Raw genomic sequence first — 20,948 nt, 5'->3', positions numbered from 1 at the left:
GCCGGGAGGGGCGGATCAGCCGCTCTTCCCGACCAGGGCGTAGGTCTGCGTGGCGATCTCCAACTCCTCGTCGGTGGGCACCACGGCGACCGCCACCCGCGCGTCCGCGGACGAGATCAGCCGCGCCCCGTCGCCGCGCTCCGCGTTCAGCGCGGGGTCGACCGCGAGGCCCAGCCCCTCCAGGCCGGCCACGGCCGCCTCCCGCACCGGTGCCGCGTTCTCGCCGACGCCGGCGGTGAACACGACGGCGTCCACGCGGCCGAGCACCGCGTAGTAGGCGCCGATGTACTTCTTCAGGCGGTGGATGTAGATGTCGAAAGCGAGGCGGGCCTGTTCGTCGCCGTCGTCGACCCGGCGGCGGATCTCCCGCATGTCGTTGTCGCCGCACAGCCCCACCAGACCGCTCCTCTTGTTGAGGAGAGTGTCGATCTCGTCCATGGACAGCCCGCCGACGCGCGCCAAATGGAAGATGACGGCCGGGTCCAGGTCCCCGGAACGGGTGCCCATCACCAGCCCCTCCAGCGGGGTCAGCCCCATGGACGTGTCCACGCACTTCCCGCCCCGCACGGCCGAGGCCGACGCCCCGTTGCCGAGGTGCAGGACGATCACGTTGACGTCCTCCGGTGCCCGGCCCAGCAGCTTCGCGGCGGCCCGCGAGACGAAGGCGTGCGAGGTGCCGTGGAAGCCGTACCGGCGCACCCGGTGCTCGTCGGCCGTCTTCACGTCGATCGCGTAGCGGGCCGCGGACTCCGGCATCGTGGTGTGGAACGCCGTGTCGAACACGGCGACCTGCGGCAGGTCCGGCCGCAGCGACATCGCGGTGCGGATGCCGGTCAGGTTGGCCGGGTTGTGCAGCGGGGCGACCGGGATCAGCCGTTTGATCTCCGCGAGCACCGCGTCGTCGACCACGGTCGGCTCGGTGAAGAACTGCCCGCCGTGCACCACCCGGTGCCCGATCGCGACGAGTTCGGGGGAGTCCAGCCCCAGCCCGTCCCGGTCCAGCTCCTCCGCCACGGCCTTCAGCGCGCTCTCGTGGTCGGGGATCCTGCCGGTGCGCTCGCGCGTCCCGCCGCCGAGCAGCGGCGTGTGCTTCAGCCGTGAGGTCTCCTCGCCGATCCGCTCGACCAGCCCGACGGCGAGCCGGCTGCGGTCGCGCATGTCCAGCAGCTGGTACTTCACCGACGAGGAGCCGGAGTTGAGGACGAGGACTCGGGTCGCGGTCACGGGGAGGAACACCTTCTGCTCGGGAACGGGGGAGGGGCGTGCCGCCGGGTGCGGGTGCGCCCCGGCGGCGTCGCGCGGTGCCTACTCGGCGGCCGTCTGCGCCTGGATGGCGGTGATGGCCACGGTGTTGACGATGTCCTGGACCAGAGCGCCCCGGGACAGGTCGTTGACCGGCTTGCGCAGGCCCTGGAGAACCGGCCCGACGGCTATCGCGTTCGCCGACCGCTGCACGGCCTTGTACGTGTTGTTGCCGGTGTTCAGGTCGGGGAAGATCAGCACGGTCGCCTGCCCGGCCACGTCCGAGCCCGGCAGCTTGGTCGCGGCCACGCTCGGTTCCACGGCCGCGTCGTACTGGATCGGACCCTCGATCTTCAGGTCGGGCCGCCGCTCCCGCACGAGCCGCGTCGCCTCGCGCACCTTGTCGACGTCCGCGCCCGAGCCGGAGGTGCCGGTCGAGTACGACAGCATGGCGATGCGGGGCTCGACGCCGAACCGCTCGGCGGTCGCGGCCGACTGGATCGCGATGTCGGCGAGCTGCTCGGCGTCCGGGTCCGGGTTGACCGCGCAGTCGCCGTAGACGAGCACCTTGTCGGCCAGGCACATGAAGAAGACCGACGAGACGATCGACGCCTCGGGCCGCGTCTTGATGATCTCGAAGCCGGGCCGGATCGTGGCGGCCGTGGAGTGCACGGAACCCGACACCATGCCGTCGGCGAGGCCCTCCTGCACCATCAGCGTGCCGAAGTAGTTGACGTCGGCCACCACGTCGTACGCCAGTTCCGTCGTGACGCCCTTGTGCGCGCGCAGTTCCGCGTAGCGGGCCGCGAACCGCTCGCGCAGCTCGGAGACGGCCGGGTCGACGAGCCGGCTGGAGCCGAGGTCGATGCCGAGGTCGGCCGCCTTCTTGCGGATCTGGTCGACCGGCCCGAGCAGCGTCAGGTCGCACACCCCGCGCCGCAGCAGCACCTCCGCCGCGTGCAGCACCCGCTCCTCGGTGCCCTCGGGGAGCACCACGCGCCGCTTGTCGGAGCGGGCCTGCTCCAGCAGCTTGTGCTCGAACATCATCGGCGTGACCCGGTCGCTGCTGGGCGCCGAGACCCGGCTCAGCAGGCCGCTGGTGTCGACGTACCGCTCGAACAGGCCGAGCGCGGTCTCCGCCTTGCGCGGGGTGGCCGCGTTGAGCTTGCCCTCCAGGGAGAACAGCTGCTCGGCGGTGGGGAAGCTGTTGCCGGACACCGACAGCACGGGCGTGCCGGGGGCGAGCCGCGCGGAGAGGGTGAGGACCTCCCTGCTCGGCACCTCGCCGAGGGTGAGGAGCACACCCGCTATCGGCGGCGTGCCCGCGCTGTGCGCCGCGAGCGAGCCGACGACGAGGTCGGCGCGGTCGCCGGGCGTCACGACGAGGCAGCCCGGGGTCAGCGCGTTCAGGAAGTTGGGCAGCATCGCGCCGCCGAAGACGAACCCGAGGGCGTCCCGGGCGAGCCCCGAGTCGTCGCCCAGCAGCACCTTCGCGCCGAGCGCCTGCGCGACCTGCGCGACGGTCGGCGCGGACAGCGCCGGCTCGTCCGGGATCACGTAACAGGGCACCGGCAGACGGGACTCCAGCAGCGAGTCGATCTTCTCGCGGTCCTCCCGGGCGACCCGGTTGGTGACCACCGCGAGCACGTCGCAGCCGAGCCCGTCGTAGGCCCGGTAGGCGTTGCGGGTCTCCGCGAACACCGACTCGGGGGTCTGCCCGCCGCCGCCCACCACCGGGATCACGGCCGCGCCGAACTCGTTGGCGAGGCGGGCGTTGAGGGCGAGTTCGTCCGGGAGCTGGGTGTCGGCGAAGTCGGTGCCGAGGACGAGGACCACGTCGTAGGCGCGGGCCACGCGGTGGAAGCGGTCGACGAGCGTGGAGACCAGTTCGTCGGTGCCCTGTTCGGCCTGGAACGCGGACGCCTCGTGGTAGTCCATGCCGTACACGGTGGCCTCGTCCTGTGCCAGCCGGTAGCGGGAGCGCAGCAGTTCGAAGAGCCGGTCGGGACCGTCGTGCACGAGCGGGCGGAAGACGCCCACCCGGTCGACCTGCCGCGTCAGGAGCTCCATGACGCCCAGCTCGACGACCTGGCGGCCGTCGCCCCGGTCGATTCCGGTCACGTACACGCTGCGGGTCACGCGCGCTCTCCGTTCCGTCCGTACGTCGTGTGGCCGGGTGCGCGGAGGACGGCGCAGCGCCTCGCTGCCTCGGTCGGCCCCGGCACCCGCGTCAAGGGTGGCAAAGGTCGCCCACCGAGGTGGGCAGAACCCTCTTGACAGTACCTCCGACGGTGGATAAGGCGCCCGTCAGGAGGGGGGCCCGGGACGGGTGCGTCGCGGCGGGCCCCCGGGGCGGGCGGTGCGGGCGCGGCACCCGTGCGGGAGACGTGAAACAATCGGCTCCGGCTCACCGGTGTCAACAGCGAGCAGGAGACACAGCACGATGCGTATCGGAGTCCTCACCGCAGGCGGCGACTGTCCCGGTCTGAACGCCGTGATCCGGTCGGTCGTGCACCGCGCGGTCACCACCTACGGCGACGAGGTCATCGGCTTCGAGGACGGTTACGCGGGTCTGCTCGACGGCCGCTACCGCACCCTCGACCTCAACGCCGTCAGCGGCATCCTCGCCCGCGGCGGCACCATCCTCGGCTCCTCCCGCCTGGAGCGCGACCGGCTGCGGCAGGCCTGCGAGAACGCCGCCGACATGGCGCGCGACTTCGGCATCGACGCGCTGATCCCGATCGGCGGCGAGGGCACGCTGACCGCGGCCCAGATGCTGTGGGAGGCGGGGCTGCCCGTGGTCGGCGTCCCCAAGACGATCGACAACGACATCTCCTCCACCGACCGCACCTTCGGCTTCGACACGGCGGTCGGCGTCGCGACCGAGGCGATGGACCGTCTGAAGACCACGGCCGAGTCGCACCAGCGGGTCATGGTCGTCGAGGTCATGGGCCGGCACGCGGGCTGGATCGCGCTGGAGTCCGGCATGGCGGCCGGCGCCCACGGCATCTGCCTGCCCGAGCGGCCCTTCGACCCGGCGGACCTGGTCAAGATGGTCGAGGAGCGCTTCGCCCGCGGCAAGAAGTTCGCGGTCGTCTGCGTCGCCGAGGGCGCGCACCCCGCCGAGGGCTCCATGAACTACGGCCACGGCGAGATCGACCAGTTCGGCCACGAGCGCTTCCAGGGCATCGGCACGGCCCTCGCGTACGAGCTGGAGCGCCGCCTCGGCAAGGAGGCCCGGCCGGTCATCCTCGGCCACATCCAGCGCGGCGGCACCCCCACCGCGTACGACCGCGTGCTCGCGACCCGCTTCGGCTGGCACGCCGTCGAGGCCGCGCACAACGGCGAGTTCGGCCGGATGACGTCGCTGCGCGGCACGGACATCGTGATGGTGCCCCTCGCGGAGGCGGTGACCGAGCTGAAGACGGTCCCCAAGAGCCGCATGGACGAGGCCGAGTCGGTCTTCTAGTCCCCGGTCCGACGTGAACAGGGGCGGGCCGCCCGGGAGTTCGACCCCGGCGGCCGCCCCCTGCTCACGCGTTGCCCGCCACCAGCGACCAGAAGTGGTCCACGATCCCGTCGAGGAACTCGTCGTCGGCGGAGCCGCCGGGGCCGGTCCCCGCGTCCGGGCCGGCGGCCGTGCGGCGCTGGTAGTCCTGGTGGAGGTCCTGGAGCACGTCCTCCAGCAGGCCGCGGTCCAGCGGCACCACCTTGGCGATCTGCCGCACGTACGACTGGCGGCGGTTGGTCACCGAGCCGCGCAGCAGCGAGGCGAGCCGCCCGTCGCGGCCGGTCACGCTCACCAGGTCGGGCAGGGTCAGGTCGAGCACGTCCGCGAGCGCGGACGCCTGGCGCTCGGTGCCGCGCCACGTGTCGTTCTCCTCCATGCTGAGATACGCGAGGAGTTCGAGTCCGACGGCCCGCGCCACGTCCTCGGGGGCGAGCCCGCGGGCCAGCCGGTGCTCGCGCAACGTCCGCGGCCGGCCGATGAGTTCACCGGGGGAACACCACAGCATTCCGGCCAGCGCGGTCAGTTCGGGGGTGCTGGGCGCGCTCGCGCCGCGCTCCCAGGCGACGACGAGGTCCGGGGTGACGTAGCGCAGCCCGTAGGAGACCCGCATGCCGTGGGCGACGTGCTCGGGCCCCATGCCGAGGGCCGCCCGGAGCCTGCGTGCGGCGAGCGAGTCGAAGGGCTGCGGTGGCGGAAGGGACGGGTTCGGCTGTGCCGAGGATCTGCGCACGCCCCTCAAAATAGGGCCTCGGAGGTGCGGTGACTACGATCTGTCCGGCCATGATGACGGATTGTAGGAACATACGGTTTCGGCCTGCGGGGGTGTTTGGGGTGGGTTACGACATCAACTCGGCCTATGCGTAGGACAGTTGACGTAAGAATGTGCGGCCCGTCCCGCACCGGACCCCCGTCGGTCCGGACCTATCGGGGCTCCCGCACCCATCGGTACTGCAACTCCGGCCGCCCCACCGTCCCGTAGCGCGGACTGCGGGCCGCGCGGCCGGTGTCCACCAGGTGCTCCAGGTAGCGGCGCGCGGTGATCCGGGACAGTCCCGTCGCCTCGGCGGCCCGCGCGGCGGTCAGGCCGGCCGGGCAGTCCCGCAGGGTCACCGTCACGCGCTCCAGGGTCGGCGCGCTGAGCCCCTTCGGCAGCGCCGCGGGGCCGGGCGCGCGCAGTGCGGCCAGCGCCCGGTCCACCTCGGCCTGCCCGCTCGCCTCGCCCGCCGCCGCCCTGAACTCCGCGTAGCGCACGAGGCGTTCACGCAGGGTGCCGAACGTGAACGGCTTCAGCACGTACTGCACCACGCCCAGCGAGACGCCCTCGCGCACCACCGCCAGGTCCCGCGCCGAGGTGACCGCGATGACGTCCGCCGGGTGGCCCGCGGCGCGCAGCGTGCGCGCCAGGTGCAGGCCGTGCATGTCCGGCAGGTGCAGGTCGAGCAGGAGCAGGTCGACCGGGCCGCGCTCCAGCGCCCTGCGGGCCTCCGCGCCGGTGTGCGCGGTGCCCGCCACCGTGAAACCGGGAACCCGCCCCACGTACAGGACGTGCGCGTCGGCCGCGACGGGGTCGTCCTCCACCACCAGGACCCGCAGCGGCGCCGCACCGCCCCCGCCCGTCACGGCGCACCCCCGCCGCTGAGCACCGAAGTGCCGTGCGCACGGGCCGAGTCGCCCCGCCCGCCGGCGTCGAGCGGCAGCCGTACCTCGAACTCCGCGCCGCCCTGCGGCGTCCGGGACACGGCGAGCGTCCCGTCGTGCCGGGCCACGGCCTGCCGGACCAGGGTGAGCCCCAGGCCCCGCCCGGCGGGCCCCGCGGGCTTCGTCGACCACCCGTGCCGGAACACCGCCCCGGTGTCCGCCGGGTCCACCCCGGCCCCGGTGTCCGCGACCCGCAGCGACAGCGCGCCGCCGTCGGCGCTCACGGCCACGGTCACCGTCACCCGGGCCGCCGTGCTGCCCGCCGCCGCGTCCACCGCGTTGTCGATCAGGTTGCCGAGGATCGTCACCAGGTCGCGGGCCGGCAGCGTGCCCGGCAGCAGTCCGTCGTCCACGCCGCCGTCGGTGCGCACGACGAGCTCCACCCCCCGCTCGTTGGCACGGGCCGTGCGGCCCAGCAGCAGTGCGGCCAGGACGGGTTCGCCCACCGCGGCCACCACCTGGTCCGTCAGGGCCTGCGCCAGCTCCAGTTCGGCCGTCGCGAACGCCACCGCCTCCTCGGGGCGCCCCAGTTCGATCAGCGACACCACCGTGTGCAGCCGGTTCGCCGCCTCGTGCGCCTGCGCGCGCAGCGCCTGCACGAAGCCGCGTTCGGAGTCCAACTCACCGGTCAGCTCCTGGAGTTCGGTGACGTCGCGCAGGGTCACCATGGTGCCGCGCCGCTCGCCCCCCGACACCGGCGAGGTGTTGACCACCAGCACCCGGTCCGCGGTCACGTGCACCTCGTCCACCCGCGGCCGCGACGACAGCAGCGCGCCGGTCAGCGGCGGCGGCAGCCCGAGGTCGGCGACCGGCCGGCCCACCACCTCGCCGGCCAGGCCCAGCAGTTCGCGCCCCCCGTCGTTGGCGAGCGCCACCCTGTGCTGCCCGTCGAGCATCAGCAGGCCCTCGCGCACGGCGTGCAGGGCCGCCTGGTGGTAGTCGTGCATCCGGCTCAGCTCGGCGGCGTTCATGCCGTGCGTGTGGCGGCGCAGCCGCGCGTTGACCACGTACGTGCCGACCGCGCCCAGCGCGAGGGCGCCGGCCGCGACGGTGACCAGCGTGCTCACCTGCCCCCTGAGCCGCGCGCTGATCGCCTCGACCTTGATGCCCGCGCTCACCAGGCCCACGATCCGCGCGCCGTCCCGGATCGGGGTGACCGCGCGCACCGAGGGGCCCAGCGTGCCGGTGTACGTCTCGGTGAACGACTCCCCGGCCAGCGCGCGCGACCGGTTGCCGAGGAACCGCTCGCCGATCCGGTCCGCGTCCGGGTGGGTCCAGCGGATGCCCCGCGGGTCCATGATCGTGACGAAGTCGACGCCGGTGTCGCGCTGCACCTTCAGGGCGTACGGCTGGAGCTCGGCCGTCGGGTCCGGGGTGAGCGCGGCGGACCGCACCGACGGGGTGTCCGCAAGTGAGCGGGCCACCGCCATCGCCTGCCGACCCGCCGCGTCCTCGGCCTGCCCGCGGTCGCTGACGTACGTGAACAGCGCGTATCCGGCCACGACGACCGCTATCAGGACGGCCTGCATGGCGAAGAGCTGCCCCGCGAGGCTGCGGGGCCGGGGAACGGTCGGGCGCATTCCGCCAGTGTGCCGGTCCGCCGCCCGCGGGCCGAGTGCGTGAACGAAATGAACGCAAGGGTGACCCCGGTCACAGCGCGGGAGACAGTCGTGCCAACCCCCGGACGTGAGCCGCACGCCGGTGTGCCGACGACGACGTCGAGGAGGCAGCCGTGTCCACCCCACCCCCAACGGCCCCTGACAGCAGCCGGACCGCGACCCCGGCAAGGCGGGACCGCACGCACTACCTCTATCTGGCGGTGATCGTGGCGGTGCTGCTCGGCATCGCCGTCGGGTTCGCGGCCCCCGACTTCGCGGTCGAACTCAAGCCGCTGGGCACGGGGTTCGTGAACCTGATCAAGATGATGATCTCGCCCGTCATCTTCTGCACCATCGTGCTCGGGGTCGGATCCGTGCGCAGCGCGGCGAAGGTCGGCAGGGTCGGCGGCCTCGCGCTCGGCTACTTCTTCGTCATGTCGTTCGTGGCGCTCGCCATCGGCCTCGTTGTCGGCAACCTCGTGCACCCCGGCAGCGGCATGCACCTCACCGACGCCGTGCGCGGCGCGGGCCACGACCAGGCCGCCGCCGCGAGCGAGGGCCCCGTCGACTTCCTGCTCGGCATCATCCCCACCACGTTCGTGTCGGCGTTCACCGAGGGCCAGGTGCTCCAGACGCTGCTGATCGCGCTGCTCGTCGGCTTCGCGCTCCAGGCGATGGGCCGGGCCGGACAGCCGGTGCTGCGCGGCGTCGAGCACATCCAGCGGCTGGTCTTCCGGGTCCTCGCGATGGTCATGTGGGCCGCCCCGATCGGCGCGTTCGGCGCGATGGCGGCCGTCGTCGGCGAGACGGGCACGGACGCCCTGAAGGCGCTCGCCGCCGTGATGTTCGGCTTCTACGTCACCTGTGTGCTGTTCGTGATCGTGGTGCTGGGCGCGCTGTGCCGGCTCGTCGCCGGGGTGAACCTGCTGCGGCTGCTGCGCTACCTGGCGCGGGAGTTCCTGCTGATCCTGTCCACGTCGTCGTCGGAGTCCGCGTTCCCGCGCCTGATCGCGAAGATGGAGCACCTCGGGGTGAGCCGGTCCGTCGTCGGCATCACCGTGCCGACGGGCTACTCCTTCAACCTCGACGGCACCATGATCTACCTGACGATGGCCTCGCTGTTCATCGCCGACGCCATGGACCAGCCCCTCGCGCTCGGCCAGCAGATCACGCTGCTGCTGTTCATGATGATCGCCTCGAAGGGCGCGGCGGGCGTCACCGGAGCCGGCCTCGCCACCCTCGCGGGCGCCCTCCAGACCCACAAGCCCGCCCTGGTCGACGGCGTCGGCCTGATCGTCGGCATCGACCGCTTCATGAGCGAGGCCCGCGCCCTCACCAACTTCGCCGGCAACGCGGTCGCGACCCTGCTGATCGGCACGTGGACCGGGGAGGTCGACAAGGAACGGGTGGACCGGGTGCTGGCCGGCGAGATCCCCTTCGACGAGCGGACGCTGCTCGACGACGCGACGGACGACGGTGCCGCGTCCTCGGACGTCCCCGACCAACGCGAGGGCGGCGACAAGGAGTTGGCGAAGGCGTGAGCCGCCGGGCGGATCCGGGGTGCCCGGGGCGGGCGGGCCCCGCCGTCCGCCCGTGCCGCCCGGTGCACTAGCGTGCCGTGCCTGCCGGACGATCCGGTGGGCACGGCACGACGGTTTCGCGGGGGAGAGCACCATGAAGATCGACTGGGACCGGCGCACCTGCGCACGGCGCGGGCACGTCACGTACGCGCCCGACGATCCCAGGCTGCGGGTGCGGCTGCACGCGCAGACCGGTCTCGGCGACGCCTGGCGCTGCCTGCGCTGCGGCGACTTCGCGCTCGGCGAGCCGCACGGCTCGGGACCCGCCGCCGACGCCCCGCTCGTGCCGCGCGGCAAGGTGCTGCGCGACCTGTTCGTCCTGCGCTTCCTGGCCCTGGAGCGGGCCGTGCGCGGCGTCTTCATCGTGCTGGTGGCGGCGGCCGTCTGGAAGTTCAGCAACAGCCAGGACGCGGTGCGCCGGCTCTTCGACGAGTACCTGGACCAACTGCGCCCGGTCTTCCGGCACTTCCACTACGACCTGGACCACTCGCCCGTCGTCGGCTCGATACAGAAGGCGTTCGGCTACAAGCACTCCACGCTGGTCGTCGTGGCCGCCCTGCTGCTGGCCTACGCGCTGGTCGAACTCGTGGAGGCGGTGGGCCTCTGGTACGCGAAGCGCTGGGCGGAGTACCTGACGGTCGTCGCCACGGCGGCGTTCCTCCCCCTCGAAGTGTGGGAGCTCACCGAGCACGTGAGCTGGCTGAAGATCGCGACCCTCGCCCTCAACGTCGCGGCCGTCCTCTACATCGCCCTCGCCAAGCGCCTGTTCGGGCTGCGCGGCGGCCGGCGCGCCTTCGACGAGGAACGGCGCGGCGCCTCGCTCCTGGAGGTCGAGGAGTCGGCGGGCGTCACCGTCTGAGCACCGCCCCGCCCGGGACCGCCCCCGCTCCCTTGCCCTGACGCCCACGTCAAGGATTACGGTCGCCGTATGCGCATCGGAGAGCTGGCCGAGCGGGCGGGGACCACCACGCGGACGCTGCGGTACTACGAGACGCGGGGGCTGCTGCCCGCGCGCCGCACCCACAACGGGTACCGCACGTACGACGAGCGGGACCTGGTGCTGCTGCGGCAGATCAGGACACTGCAGGACTTCGGGTTCGACCTGGAGGAGACGCGGCCCTTCGTGGAGTGCCTGCGCGCGGGCCACTCCGACGGGGACGCCTGTCCCGCCTCGCTCGCCGTCTACCGGCGCAAGCTCGACGAGCTGGACGCCGTCATCGGCGAGCTGCGGGCGGTGCGCGCCACCGTCGCGGCCCAGCTCGCCCGCGCCGAGCGGGCCCGGGACGAGCTGGCCGCCGACGCGCCGGGTCCGGAGGGTCCGGACCCCCTGTGCGAACTGGGAGGACCCATTCCATGACCGGAACGACGACGGAGACGGCGGGCCCGACGAACGCGGGGCACGTCGGCGAGGTGACCGACGCGGACTTCGATTCCGAGGTACTCGCGTCCGGGCTCCCCGTGCTGGTGGAATTCACCGCCGAGTGGTGCGGCCCCTGCCGGCAGCTCGCACCGGTGCTCGACGCGCTCGCGCGGGAGGAGGCGGGACGGCTGCGGATCGTGACACTCGACGTCGACCGCAATCCCGCCACGACGGTCGCGCACGGAGTTCTCTCGATGCCGACCCTGATGGTGTTCCGCGACGGTGAACCGGTGTGGTCGTCGGTGGGCGCCCGCTCCAAGCGGCGTCTCCAGGAGAACCTGGCCGACGTCCTCTGACCTCGCGGACGGCCGAAAAAATCCCCCGGGCAATTGCGCCCGGGGGATTTCTCTGCGTATATTCAATGATTCGCGACTTTCACTGCAACCGTCGCGGGGAATGCATTGAACAGGCTTAATGAGCAGAGTATATCCGGCCGGGAGCGGAATTGTCAAACAGGCGCTCGCACACAGAGGGCAACGCAGAATTTCACGATGCTGAATTGCGGAGTGAACAGGAATTCATCGACGGGTTGTACGCGCGCGTGGACGCCCTGCGCGGCCGCACCGAGGACTCCGTCGCCGACGCGCTGGCGCAGGGCGACACCCCGCGCCAGGCCCGGCTGGAACGGGACATCCTCGTCGCCGAACGCTCGGGCCTGCTCGCCGCGCTGAACGCCGTCGACGGCTCGCTCTGCTTCGGCCGCGTCGACCTCGCCGACGGCACCGTCCACCACATCGGCCGCATCGGCCTGCGCACCGAGGACGCCGAACGCACCCCGGTCCTCATCGACTGGCGCGCCGACGTCGCCCGCCCCTTCTACCTCGCCACCGGCCACACCCCGATGGGACTGCGCCGCCGCCGGCACATCGCCACCGACGGCCGCCTGGTCACCTCCCTGCACGACGAGATCCTCGACCTCGGCGACGCGGAGCGCACCGGGCACGAGGACCCCACCGGCGACGCCGTGCTGCTCGCCGCGCTCAACTCGGCCCGCACCGGCCGCATGGGCGACATCGTGCAGACCATCCAGGCCGACCAGGACCGCATCATCCGCGCCCCGCACCGCGGCGTGCTCGTCGTGGAGGGCGGCCCCGGCACCGGCAAGACCGCCGTCGCGCTGCACCGGGCCGCCTACCTGCTCTACGAGCACCGGGAACTGCTCGCCAAGCGGGCCGTCCTCATCGTCGGGCCCAACCCGGCGTTCCTCGGCTACATCGGCGAGGTGCTGCCCGCCCTCGGCGAGACCGGCGTGCTGCTCGCCACCGTCGGCGAACTCTTCCCCGGGGTCCGGGCCACCGCCGCCGACAGCCCCGAGGCCGCCGCCGTCAAGGGCCGCGCCGACATGGCCGACGTGCTCGCCGCCGTCGTACGGGACCGGCAGGCGCTGCCCGACCCGGTCATCGCGATCGAGCACGACCGGGACGTCCTCATGCTCGACGACGGCCTGGTGAACGTCGCCCGGCAGCGCACCCGTGCCACCGGACTGCCGCACAACGAGGCCCGCGAGCACTTCGAGGGGCACATCCTCAACACGCTCACCGACATGGTCGCCGAGCGCATCGGCACCGACCCCTACGACGGCTCCAACCTGCTCGACCCCAGCGACATCACGCAGATCCGCGACGACCTCGCCGAGAACCCCGAGGTCTGGTCCGCCATCGACCGGCTGTGGCCCCGCATCACCCCGCGCCGGCTCGTCGCGGACTTCCTCGCCGCGCCCGAGGACCACCTCGACGCCGGGGACGCGGCGGCCGTGCGGCGCCGGGTGACCCGCGCGTGGACCGTGTCCGACGTGCCGCTGCTCGACGAGGCCGCCGAACTCCTCGGCGAGGACGACCGGTTGGCCCGCGCCCTGGCCGACCGCGAGCGCGAGACGCAGATCGCGTACGCGCAGGGCGTGCTGGACGTCTCCTACGCCTCGCGCACCTACGAGTTCGAGGACAAGGAGGACAGCGACCCCGAGGGCTCCGAGGTGCTGTCCGCGCACGACGTCATCGACGCCGAACGCTTCGCCGAGCGGCACGAGGAGGAGGACCTGCGCAGCGCCGCCGAGCGCGCGGCGGCCGACCGCACCTGGGCGTTCGGGCACATCATCGTGGACGAGGCCCAGGAACTCTCGCCCATGGCCTGGCGGTTGCTGATGCGGCGCAGCCCCACCCGGTCGATGACCCTGGTGGGCGACCCGGCGCAGACCGCCGAGGCGGCCGGCGTCGGCTCGTGGTCCGGCATCCTCGAACCGTACGTGCGGGACCGCTGGGAGCACACCCGCCTCGGCGTCAACTACCGCACCCCCGCCGAGATCATGGACCTCGCGGCGGCCGTGGTACGGGCGCAGGACCCCGCCTTCGAGCCGCCGAGTTCGGTGCGCTCCACGGGCGTCGTGCCCTGGGTGCGCCGGACGGACGACCTGCGCGCGGCGGTCGCCGACGCCGTCGCCGAACTCGCGCCCACGGACGGGCGGTTGGCCGTCGTCGCCCCGCGCGACCTGCACCGCGGCCTCGCCGCCCGGCTCGACGGGGTGACGGCCGGCACCGAGCCCGACCTCACCCGCCCGGTCGTCCTGCTCGACCCCCGGCAGTCCAAGGGGCTGGAGTTCGACGCCGTGCTGGTGGTCGAACCCGCGCGGTACGGCACCAGCGACCTGTACGTCGCCCTGACCCGGGCGACGCAGCGGCTGGGCGTCCTGCACACGGGCACGCTGCCCGCGGGGATGACCGACCAGGGGTGAACGCACCGGGGCGGCACGGGAGTCGCTCCCGTGCCGCCCCGGCGGGCGGTCCCGCGGATCAGGCCGGGCGCAGCCAGACGGTGGCCAGCGGCGGCAGCGTCAGCCGCACGCTCGCCGGACGTCCGTGCCACCCCTGCGCGTCGGGCTTCACCGGGTGCGGGGTGACGACGTCGCCGCCGCCGTAGCGCCCGGCGTCCGTGTTCAGCACCTCGGCCCACGCGGACACGGTGTCCGGGACGCCGAGCCGGTACTCGTGCCGCACGACGGGGGAGAAGTTGCTGACGGCGAGCAGCGGGCCGCCGTCCTTGTCGAGCCGCAGGAACGCGAGGACGTTGTCGGCGGCGGCGTCCCCCACCACCCACTGGAACCCGGCCGGGTCGGTGTCCGTGCGCCACATGCCCGGGGTGTCGCGGTACACGACGTTGAGATCACGCACCAGGTCGCGCACCCCCCGGTGGTCCGCCTCCGCCCCGTATCCCGGGTCGAGCAGCCACCAGTCCGGGCCGTGCGCCTCCGACCACTCGGTGCCCTGGGCGAACTCCGAGCCCATGAAGAGGAGTTGCTTGCCGGGGTGCGCCCACATGAAGGCGAGGTAGGCGCGCAGGTTGGCACGCTGCTGCCACCAGTCGCCCGGCATCTTGGAGACCAGGGACTTCTTGCCGTGCACGACCTCGTCGTGCGAGATCGGCAGCACGTAGTTCTCGCTGTACGCGTACACCATGGAGAAGGTCATCTCCCCGTGGTGGTAGCTGCGGTGCACCGGGTCGTGGCTCATGTACTCCAGCGAGTCGTGCATCCAGCCCATGTTCCACTTCAGCCCGAACCCGAGGCCGCCGAAGCCGCTGGGGCCGCGCTGGTGGGTGGCGCGGGTGACGCCGTCCCACGCCGTCGACTCCTCCGCGATCGTCACCACGCCCGGCACCCGCCGGTAGAGCGTGGCGTTCATCTCCTGGAGGAACGCCACCGCGTCGAGGTTCTCCCGGCCGCCGTGCTCGTTCGGCACCCACTGGCCCGGCTCGCGCGAGTAGTCGAGGTAGAGCATGGAGGCCACGGCGTCGACGCGCAGGCCGTCGATGTGGAACTCCTCGGCCCAGTAAACGGCGTTCGCGACAAGGAAGTTGCGCACTTCGCGGCGCCCGAAGTCGAACTCCAGGGTGCCCCAGTCGGGGTGCGCCGAACGCAGCGGGTCCTCGTGCTCGTACAGCGGACGGCCGTCGAACTCCGCCAACGCCCACTCGTCGCGCGGGAAGTGGGCCGGCACCCAGTCCATGATGACGCCGATCCCGGCCCGGTGCAGCGCGTCCACCAGGTACTTGAAGTCGTCCGGGGTGCCCATGCGGGCGGTCGGCGCGTAGAACCCGGTGACCTGGTAGCCCCACGAACCGCCGAACGGATGCTCGGCGACGGGCATCAGCTCCACGTGCGTGAAGCCCAGGTCACCGACGTACGCGGGGAGTTGCTCGGCGAGCTGGCGGTAGGTCAGCCCCGGGCGCCACGACGCGAGATGAACCTCGTACACGGACATCGGCGCCTCGTGCCAGGGCAGTTCGCCACGCCGGGACAGCCATTCCCCGTCCTGCCAGGTGTGGTGCGACGCCTGCACGATCGACGACGTGGCCGGCGGAACCTCGGTGCGGCGCGCCATCGGGTCGGCGCGCAGGGTGGTGGACCCGTCGGGCTTCGTGATGCGGAACTTGTACAGCTCGCCCTCGCCGACGCCGGGCACGAACAGCTCCCACACCCCGGACGAACCGAGCGAGCGCATCGGATGCCCTGCGCTGTTCCAGTAGTTGAAGGTGCCGGCGACCTGCACGCCGCGTGCGTTCGGCGCCCACACCGTGAACCGGGTGCCGGTCACTCCGTGGTGCTCCATCGGCTCCGCGCCGAGCACCTTCCAGAGCTGCTCGTGCCGGCCCTCGCCGATCAGGTGCAGGTCGAGGTCGCCGAGCGTGGGCAGCAGCGCGTACGCGTCGGCGGTCTCGTGCTCGGTTCCCTCGTACGACACGGCCAACCGGTACGCGGGCACGTCGGACAGCGGCAGCAGCCCCGAGAAGAACCCGTCCCCGTCGTCGTGCAGCCGGGTCCGCGTCCCGTCGACGACGACGGCGACCCCGAGCGCGTACGGGCGGTACGCCCGGAAGGCGACACCCCCGGCGACCGGGTGGGCGCCGAGCACGGAGTGCGGATCATGGTGCTCGCCGCGCAGCAGCCGGTCACGGTCGAGGGCGTCGAGGGCGGGGGAGACGGCGGTTTCGGCGGGTTCCCGACGCTCAACCGGCTTGTCGGAAACGGATGTTGCCGTGGGTTCGGCGGCCACCGGGGCGGGGGGCTCGGCCGGGAGGGGCGGCAGGGGCACCTCACCGGCGGGCGAGTCCAGCGGTTCCGGCTCGCGAACGTGCTCCTCGGCCGCGAACGGGGCCGGGGGCTCCGTGGGCAGGGGCGGTATCGGCGGGACGTGCCCGGCGGGGGGCGCGGGGGTGTCCACCGGTTCCTGAGCGGCCTCGACCGGAACGGCGGGAGACGTCGGTCCGGGCTCGGCGGACGGTGCGAACGGGGCGTGCGTGGAGGCAGAGCGCCCGGAACCGGCCGACACGTCGGCGCGGTGGTCGTCGTCGAGGCCGGTGCGGGCTTCCTCGGCCGCCGGGTACGCGGGTTCCTGTTCGGCGGCGGCGGCGGCTTCGGCCTCGGCCCGGTCGTTGGCGTCTTGTTCGGCGCGGGCTTCGGCTTCGGCCTGGTCGTTGGCGTCTTGTTCGGCGCGGGCTTCGGCTTCGGCCTGGTCGTTGGCGTCCTGCTCGGCGCGGGCTTCGGCTTCGGTCCGGTCGTCGTCGAGGTCGGTGCGGGTTTCCTCGTCCGCCCAGTACGCGGCGTCCGCGTCCTGTTCGGCGCGGGTTTCCGCTTCCCGCCCGGTGTCGTCCCCGGTCCGGTCCGCGGCCTCGGGCTCGGGTTCGGCCTCGGTGTCCGGCTCGCCTTCGGTTTCCGTCCCGCGGCTCTCCGTGCTCGGGCCGGGCTCGGCACCGGCGAGGGGCGCCGTCCCGGTCGGTTCTGCGTGTCCGTCCGTGTCCGGCGTGGCCGACGGCCCCCGTTCCGGTGCGGGCCGGGCCTCCTCCGGGGGCGGTGTCGTCGCGCTGACGATCCTTCTGGGGTCGTCGTTCTCCGCCGCCACCACCCTGGCCGTCCCCTTCTTCGCGGTTTCCGTTCCCGTCCTGCGGACCTTCCCCCGCGTTCCGGCGGCCGGGTCGGTGATGCGTGCGGTCACCGTCCTGCGCCGGGCCGCCTTCTTGCGCGCGGCCATCGCCGCCGCCTTGCCCGTTCGCTTCGGAGTGGCCTTCTTGCCGTTCGGGCCCGGTGCCGCTTCCGGTTGCCCGGTGCTCTGCTCCTCGGTCGTCTTCTTGGGGTGCGGGGGACGGGGGGTCACGGGGGAGCCTCCTAGGCGAGGGTGGGTCGAGCGAGGAGTGGGACGAGGGCGGTCCGGGTCACCCGGCCCGCCCGGTGGTGCCCGCACCCGCGGCCGCGTCGGTCTCCGCCTCGGCCTCCGCCTGCGCGGCGGCGGCCAGACGCTGCACCGCCGCCATCGGGACCGGCAGCCAGTCGGGGCGGTGCCGTGCCTCGTAGACGACCTCGTAGACCGCCTTGTCCGTCTCGTACGCCCGCAGCAGCACCGGGTCCGCGCGCGGGTCGAGGCCGGTGACCTCGGCGTAGCCGGCGCAGTACGCGGCGCGGCAGGCCGTGGCCCAGTCGGGGTCGGGCACGGAGGCGGAGTTGGCGGCGTAGTCGAAGGAGCGGAGCATGCCGGCCACGTCCCGGACCGGGGGCTGCGGCAGGCGCCGTTCGGCCAGCGGTTTCGCCGGTTCGCCCTCGAAGTCGATGAGGGACCACTGGCCGTCCGCCGAGCGCAGGCACTGGCCGAGGTGCAGGTCGCCGTGGACCCGCTGGGCGGTCAACGGGCGGTCCTGCGTAGCCCGTTCGGCGAGCTTCGCGAACGTGGCGCGCAGCCCGGGGAGATGGGGGCGCAGCGCGGGAACCACGCGCGCGGCGGCCTCCAGCCGCTCCGTCATGCCGTCCGCGAGCGCGCGGAGCTGGGCGTGGCCGAGGGTGACCGTCGGCAGGCCGGCGGCCAGGGCGAGGTGGACCTCGGCGGTGGCCCGGCCGAGCGCGCGGGCCTCCTCGTCGAAGCTCTCGCCCTTGGCGAGTTCGCGCAGCGCCAGTTCCCAGCCGTCGGCCGCGCCCTGCACGAACGGCTGGAGCACGCCGAGCACGGACGTCTGTCCGGACAGTTCGGCGAGCATCCAGCCGGTGGGCGGGGGAACGCGGGGGCAGCCCTCGCGGGCCAGCGCCAGGGGGAGTTCGAGGTCGGGGTTGACGCCCGGCACCACGCGGCGCAGCAGCTTGAGGATGAACGTATCGCCGTATATGACCGAGGAGTTGGACTGCTCGGTGGTGACCAGGCGGGGCACGAGGTGCGGGCGGATCTCCTGGCGCGGGTCGCGGTCGAAGCGCAGGGCGCCGATCCGGGCCCGGCTGCGGACCGCCTCCAGCAGTACCTCGGCGGGGCGGGTGTCGTACAGGGCGTCGTAGACGGTCTGGTTGGCGAGCGGTCCTTCGCTCACGTGGCCGATCAGCGCGGGGGCCAGCCTGGGCGGCAGGGCCTCGCGCGATCCTATGAGGAGCTGGTAGCAGTCACCGGCCCGCGCGGGACCGCTCTGGTCAGGGGCGGGCGGCTGGTGGACGCGCACGAGCAGATGATAGAGCCCCAACTGCCCGCCGGAGGGCAGGAGTTCGGTTGCCGACACCAGGGAGAGTCCGGTGACCTGGCGGCCCTTGCCCGCGAACCAGCGCTGCCGGGGCAGCCAGTCCCGCAACAGCGGGTCCAGGGAGGCCAGCAGGGCCGGGCTCGTCGTGGCGGAGTGGGTGACGGCTTCCGACATTGCGCAGCGTCCTTTCCCCGGGGGGTGGCGGGGGTTCACTGTTTGCGGTGCCCCCGGCGGGGCGGTGAAAACCGACCCGCCGGGGAACCGGTCGTGCACGGGACAGGCCCTACGCCGCTTCCTTGCGGAGCCGGAACCAGTAGAAGCCGTGGCCCGCGAGGGTGAGCAGGTACGGCAGTTCGCCGATGGCGGGGAAGCGCACCCCGCCGAACAGCTCCACCGGATGACGTCCGATGAAGGCCCGCAGGTCCAGCTCGGTGGGCTGGGCGAAGCGGGAGAAGTTGTTCACGCAGAGCACGAGGTCGTCCTCGTGCTCGCGCAGGAACGCGATCACCGCCGGGTTCGACGAGGGCAGTTCGGTGTAGGTGCCGAGGCCGAAGGCGGGGTTCTGCTTGCGGATCTCGATCATGCGGCGGGTCCAGTGCAGCAGCGAGGAGGGCGACGACATCGACGCCTCGACGTTGGTGACCTGGTAGCCGTGGACGGGGTCCATGATCGTGGGCAGGAAGAGCCGGCCGGGGTCGCAGGAGGAGAATCCGGCGTTGCGGTCGGGTGTCCACTGCATCGGGGTGCGGACCCCGTCGCGGTCGCCGAGCCAGATGTTGTCGCCCATGCCGATCTCGTCGCCGTAGTAGAGGATCGGCGAGCCGGGCAGGGCGAGCAGCAGGGCGGTGAACAGTTCGATCTGGTTGCGGTCGTTGTCGAGGAGGGGGGCCAGGCGGCGGCGGATGCCGATGTTGGCGCGCATCCGCGGATCCTTGGCGTACTCCGCGTACATGTAGTCGCGTTCCTCGTCGGTGACCATTTCGAGGGTCAGCTCGTCGTGGTTGCGCAGGAAGATGCCCCACTGGCAGCCCGAGGGGATGGCGGGCGTCTTGGCGAGGACTTCCGAGACGGGGTAGCGCGACTCACGCCGTACCGCCATGAAGATGCGGGGCATGACGGGGAAGTGGAACGCCATGTGGCATTCGTCGCCGCCCTGTTGGTAGTCGCCGAAGTAGTCGACGACGTCCTCCGGCCACTGGTTCGCCTCCGCGAGGATGACCACGTCCGAGTACTGGGCGTCGATCTCCTTGCGCACCCGCTTCAGGAACTCGTGGGTTGCCGGAAGGTTTTCGCAGTTGGTTCCCTCCTGCTGGTACAGGTAGGGAACCGCGTCCAGGCGGAAGCCGTCGATGCCGAGGTCCAGCCAGAACTTGAGGGCGGAGATCATCTCCTCCTGGACCGCCGGGTTCTCGTAGTTGAGGTCCGGCTGGTGGGAGAAGAAGCGGTGCCAGAAGTACTGCTTGCGGACCGGGTCGTAGGTCCAGTTGGACGCCTCGGTGTCGACGAAGATGATCCGGGCGTCCTGGAACTGCTTGTCGTCGTCGGCCCAGACGTAGTAGTCGCCGTAGGGGCCGTCGGGGTCCTTGCGGGACTCCTGGAACCACGGGTGCTGGTCGCTGGTGTGGTTCATGACGAAGTCGATGATGACGCGCATGCCGCGCTGGTGGGCGGCGTCGACGAACTCGACGAAGTCGGCGAGGTCGCCGAACTCGGGGAGGACGGCGGTGTAGTCCGAGACGTCGTAACCGCCGTCTCGCAGCGGGGACTTGAAGAACGGCGGCAGCCACAGGCAGTCCACACCGAGCCACTGGAGGTAGTCCAGTTTGGCGGTGAGGCCCTTGAGGTCGCCGATGCCGTCGCCGTTGCTGTCCTGGAAGGAGCGGACCAGCACCTCGTAGAACACGGCGCGCTTGAACCACTCGGGGTCACGGTCCTTGGCCGGGGTGTCCTCGAAGGTGTCCGGCACGGGCTCGTTGACGATCATATGGTGGGTGACCCTCCGATCTGCGGGTTGGACGGTCGCAGGACGGTGAAGACGTGCGCGGCCCGGATGCCCGGTTCCAGGCGCACGTAGTTGGCCCTGCCCCAGTAGTAGGTCTCGCCGGTGAGCTCGTCGCGCACCGGCACCGACTCGTGCCAGTGGAGGCCGAGTTGCGGCATGTCCAACGAGACCGTGGCTTCCTGGGTGTGGTGCGGATCCAGGTTGGCGACCACCAGAACAGTGTTCGAACCTTGCCGTTTGGAGTACGCGATCACCGCGTCCTGGTCGGCATGGTGGAAGTGGATGTCGCGCAACTGCCGCAGGGCCGGGCTGTCTCGGCGGATCGTGTTGAGGCGGGTGACGAGGGGGGCGATGGTGCGGCCCTCGCGGGCGGCGGCGTCCCAGTCGCGGGTCTTGATCTGGTACTTCTCGGAGTCGA

The 20,948-nt window shown here is 72.4% G+C and carries 15 protein-coding genes; 6 read left to right on the top strand and 9 right to left on the bottom strand.

All coding sequences use genetic code 11. The annotated features are described in order from the left end of the window. Positions 1–15: 15 nt before the first annotated feature. Entirely contained in the window at positions 16–1,224 is a 1,209-nt protein-coding gene (locus ACFZA0_RS28940) for an acetate/propionate family kinase (RefSeq protein WP_391022378.1), read from the bottom strand. A gap of 81 nt (positions 1,225–1,305) precedes the next feature. Then, a complete protein-coding gene (gene pta, locus ACFZA0_RS28935) occupies positions 1,306–3,381 on the bottom strand; it encodes a phosphate acetyltransferase (protein ID WP_391022376.1) in 2,076 nt (691 codons plus the stop codon). Positions 3,382–3,685: 304 nt separating this feature from the next. Between pta and ACFZA0_RS28930 the strand changes: the two genes are divergently transcribed. Then, the gene (locus ACFZA0_RS28930; RefSeq protein WP_391022374.1) at positions 3,686–4,711 is read left to right on the top strand and encodes an ATP-dependent 6-phosphofructokinase; all 1,026 of its coding nucleotides are present in this window, start codon (positions 3,686–3,688) and stop codon (positions 4,709–4,711) included. Positions 4,712–4,775: 64 nt separating this feature from the next. Here ACFZA0_RS28930 and ACFZA0_RS28925 read toward each other — a convergent pair whose 3' ends face one another. The 3 genes from ACFZA0_RS28925 to ACFZA0_RS28915 form a co-directional block, all read right to left on the bottom strand. Next, positions 4,776–5,483, bottom strand: coding sequence for a helix-turn-helix domain-containing protein (locus ACFZA0_RS28925; RefSeq protein WP_391022372.1), 708 nt, complete (start codon positions 5,481–5,483; stop codon positions 4,776–4,778). A 191-nt stretch (positions 5,484–5,674) separates the two neighbouring features. Further along, positions 5,675–6,373 (bottom strand): response regulator, encoded by a 699-nt coding sequence (locus ACFZA0_RS28920; protein ID WP_391022370.1) that lies wholly within the window; start codon positions 6,371–6,373, stop codon positions 5,675–5,677. Next, positions 6,370–8,031, bottom strand: coding sequence for an ATP-binding protein (locus ACFZA0_RS28915; protein ID WP_391022368.1), 1,662 nt, complete (start codon positions 8,029–8,031; stop codon positions 6,370–6,372). The genes ACFZA0_RS28920 and ACFZA0_RS28915 overlap by 4 nt, the downstream gene beginning before the upstream one ends. Before the next feature lie 239 nt (positions 8,032–8,270). Here ACFZA0_RS28915 and ACFZA0_RS28910 point away from each other — a divergent pair, with 239 nt between their 5' ends. From ACFZA0_RS28910 to ACFZA0_RS28890, 5 genes are all read left to right on the top strand, one after another. Then, a complete protein-coding gene (locus ACFZA0_RS28910) occupies positions 8,271–9,590 on the top strand; it encodes a cation:dicarboxylate symporter family transporter (RefSeq protein ID WP_391022772.1) in 1,320 nt (439 codons plus the stop codon). A gap of 133 nt (positions 9,591–9,723) precedes the next feature. After that, positions 9,724–10,488 carry a DUF2127 domain-containing protein gene (locus ACFZA0_RS28905; RefSeq protein WP_391022366.1) on the top strand — a complete coding sequence of 255 codons (765 nt, stop codon included), beginning with the start codon at positions 9,724–9,726 and terminating at the stop codon, positions 10,486–10,488. 69 nt (positions 10,489–10,557) lie between these two features. Then, entirely contained in the window at positions 10,558–10,986 is a 429-nt protein-coding gene (locus tag ACFZA0_RS28900) for a MerR family transcriptional regulator (RefSeq protein WP_391022364.1), read from the top strand. After that, positions 10,983–11,345, top strand: a complete 363-nt coding sequence (gene trxA, locus ACFZA0_RS28895) for a thioredoxin (RefSeq protein ID WP_391022362.1) — start codon at positions 10,983–10,985, stop codon at positions 11,343–11,345. Before ACFZA0_RS28900 ends, trxA begins: the two co-directional genes overlap by 4 nt. 203 nt (positions 11,346–11,548) lie before the next feature. Beyond that, positions 11,549–13,777 carry a HelD family protein gene (locus tag ACFZA0_RS28890; RefSeq protein WP_391022360.1) on the top strand — a complete coding sequence of 743 codons (2,229 nt, stop codon included), beginning with the start codon at positions 11,549–11,551 and terminating at the stop codon, positions 13,775–13,777. A gap of 58 nt (positions 13,778–13,835) precedes the next feature. On the opposite strand, the gene glgB is transcribed toward ACFZA0_RS28890, so the two are convergent. The 4 genes from glgB to ACFZA0_RS28870 all read right to left on the bottom strand — a co-directional run. Continuing rightward, positions 13,836–17,192, bottom strand: coding sequence for a 1,4-alpha-glucan branching enzyme (gene glgB, locus ACFZA0_RS28885; RefSeq protein WP_391022358.1), 3,357 nt, complete (start codon positions 17,190–17,192; stop codon positions 13,836–13,838). Positions 17,193–17,250: 58 nt separating this feature from the next. After that, positions 17,251–18,702 carry a phosphotransferase gene (locus ACFZA0_RS28880; RefSeq protein ID WP_391022356.1) on the bottom strand — a complete coding sequence of 484 codons (1,452 nt, stop codon included), beginning with the start codon at positions 18,700–18,702 and terminating at the stop codon, positions 17,251–17,253. A 109-nt stretch (positions 18,703–18,811) separates the two neighbouring features. Beyond that, entirely contained in the window at positions 18,812–20,512 is a 1,701-nt protein-coding gene (treS, locus tag ACFZA0_RS28875; RefSeq protein WP_391022354.1) for a maltose alpha-D-glucosyltransferase, read from the bottom strand. After that, positions 20,509–20,948 (bottom strand): DUF3459 domain-containing protein (locus ACFZA0_RS28870; RefSeq protein WP_391022352.1); only part of this gene is annotated, 440 nt, incomplete at its 5' end. The genes treS and ACFZA0_RS28870, both read right to left, overlap by 4 nt.

Origin of the sequence: Streptomyces sp. NPDC008150 (genome assembly GCF_042956945.1) — a bacterium.
Taxonomy (GTDB): Bacteria; Actinomycetota; Actinomycetes; order Streptomycetales; family Streptomycetaceae; genus Streptomyces.
This window is presented reverse-complemented; position numbering and strand designations above follow the sequence as displayed.

Bases quoted from the DNA above. Each gene is read 5' to 3' on its own strand.
- ACFZA0_RS28930 (WP_391022374.1), top strand. From the start codon at position 3,686: ATGCGTATCGGAGTCCTCACCGCAGGCGGCGACTGTCCCGGTCTGAAC.
- ACFZA0_RS28915 (WP_391022368.1), bottom strand. From the start codon at position 8,031: ATGCGCCCGACCGTTCCCCGGCCCCGCAGCCTCGCGGGGCAGCTCTTC.
- ACFZA0_RS28905 (WP_391022366.1), top strand. From the start codon at position 9,724: ATGAAGATCGACTGGGACCGGCGCACCTGCGCACGGCGCGGGCACGTC.
- ACFZA0_RS28900 (WP_391022364.1), top strand. From the start codon at position 10,558: ATGCGCATCGGAGAGCTGGCCGAGCGGGCGGGGACCACCACGCGGACG.
- trxA (WP_391022362.1), top strand. From the start codon at position 10,983: ATGACCGGAACGACGACGGAGACGGCGGGCCCGACGAACGCGGGGCAC.
- ACFZA0_RS28880 (WP_391022356.1), bottom strand. From the start codon at position 18,702: ATGTCGGAAGCCGTCACCCACTCCGCCACGACGAGCCCGGCCCTGCTG.
- treS (WP_391022354.1), bottom strand. From the start codon at position 20,512: ATGATCGTCAACGAGCCCGTGCCGGACACCTTCGAGGACACCCCGGCC.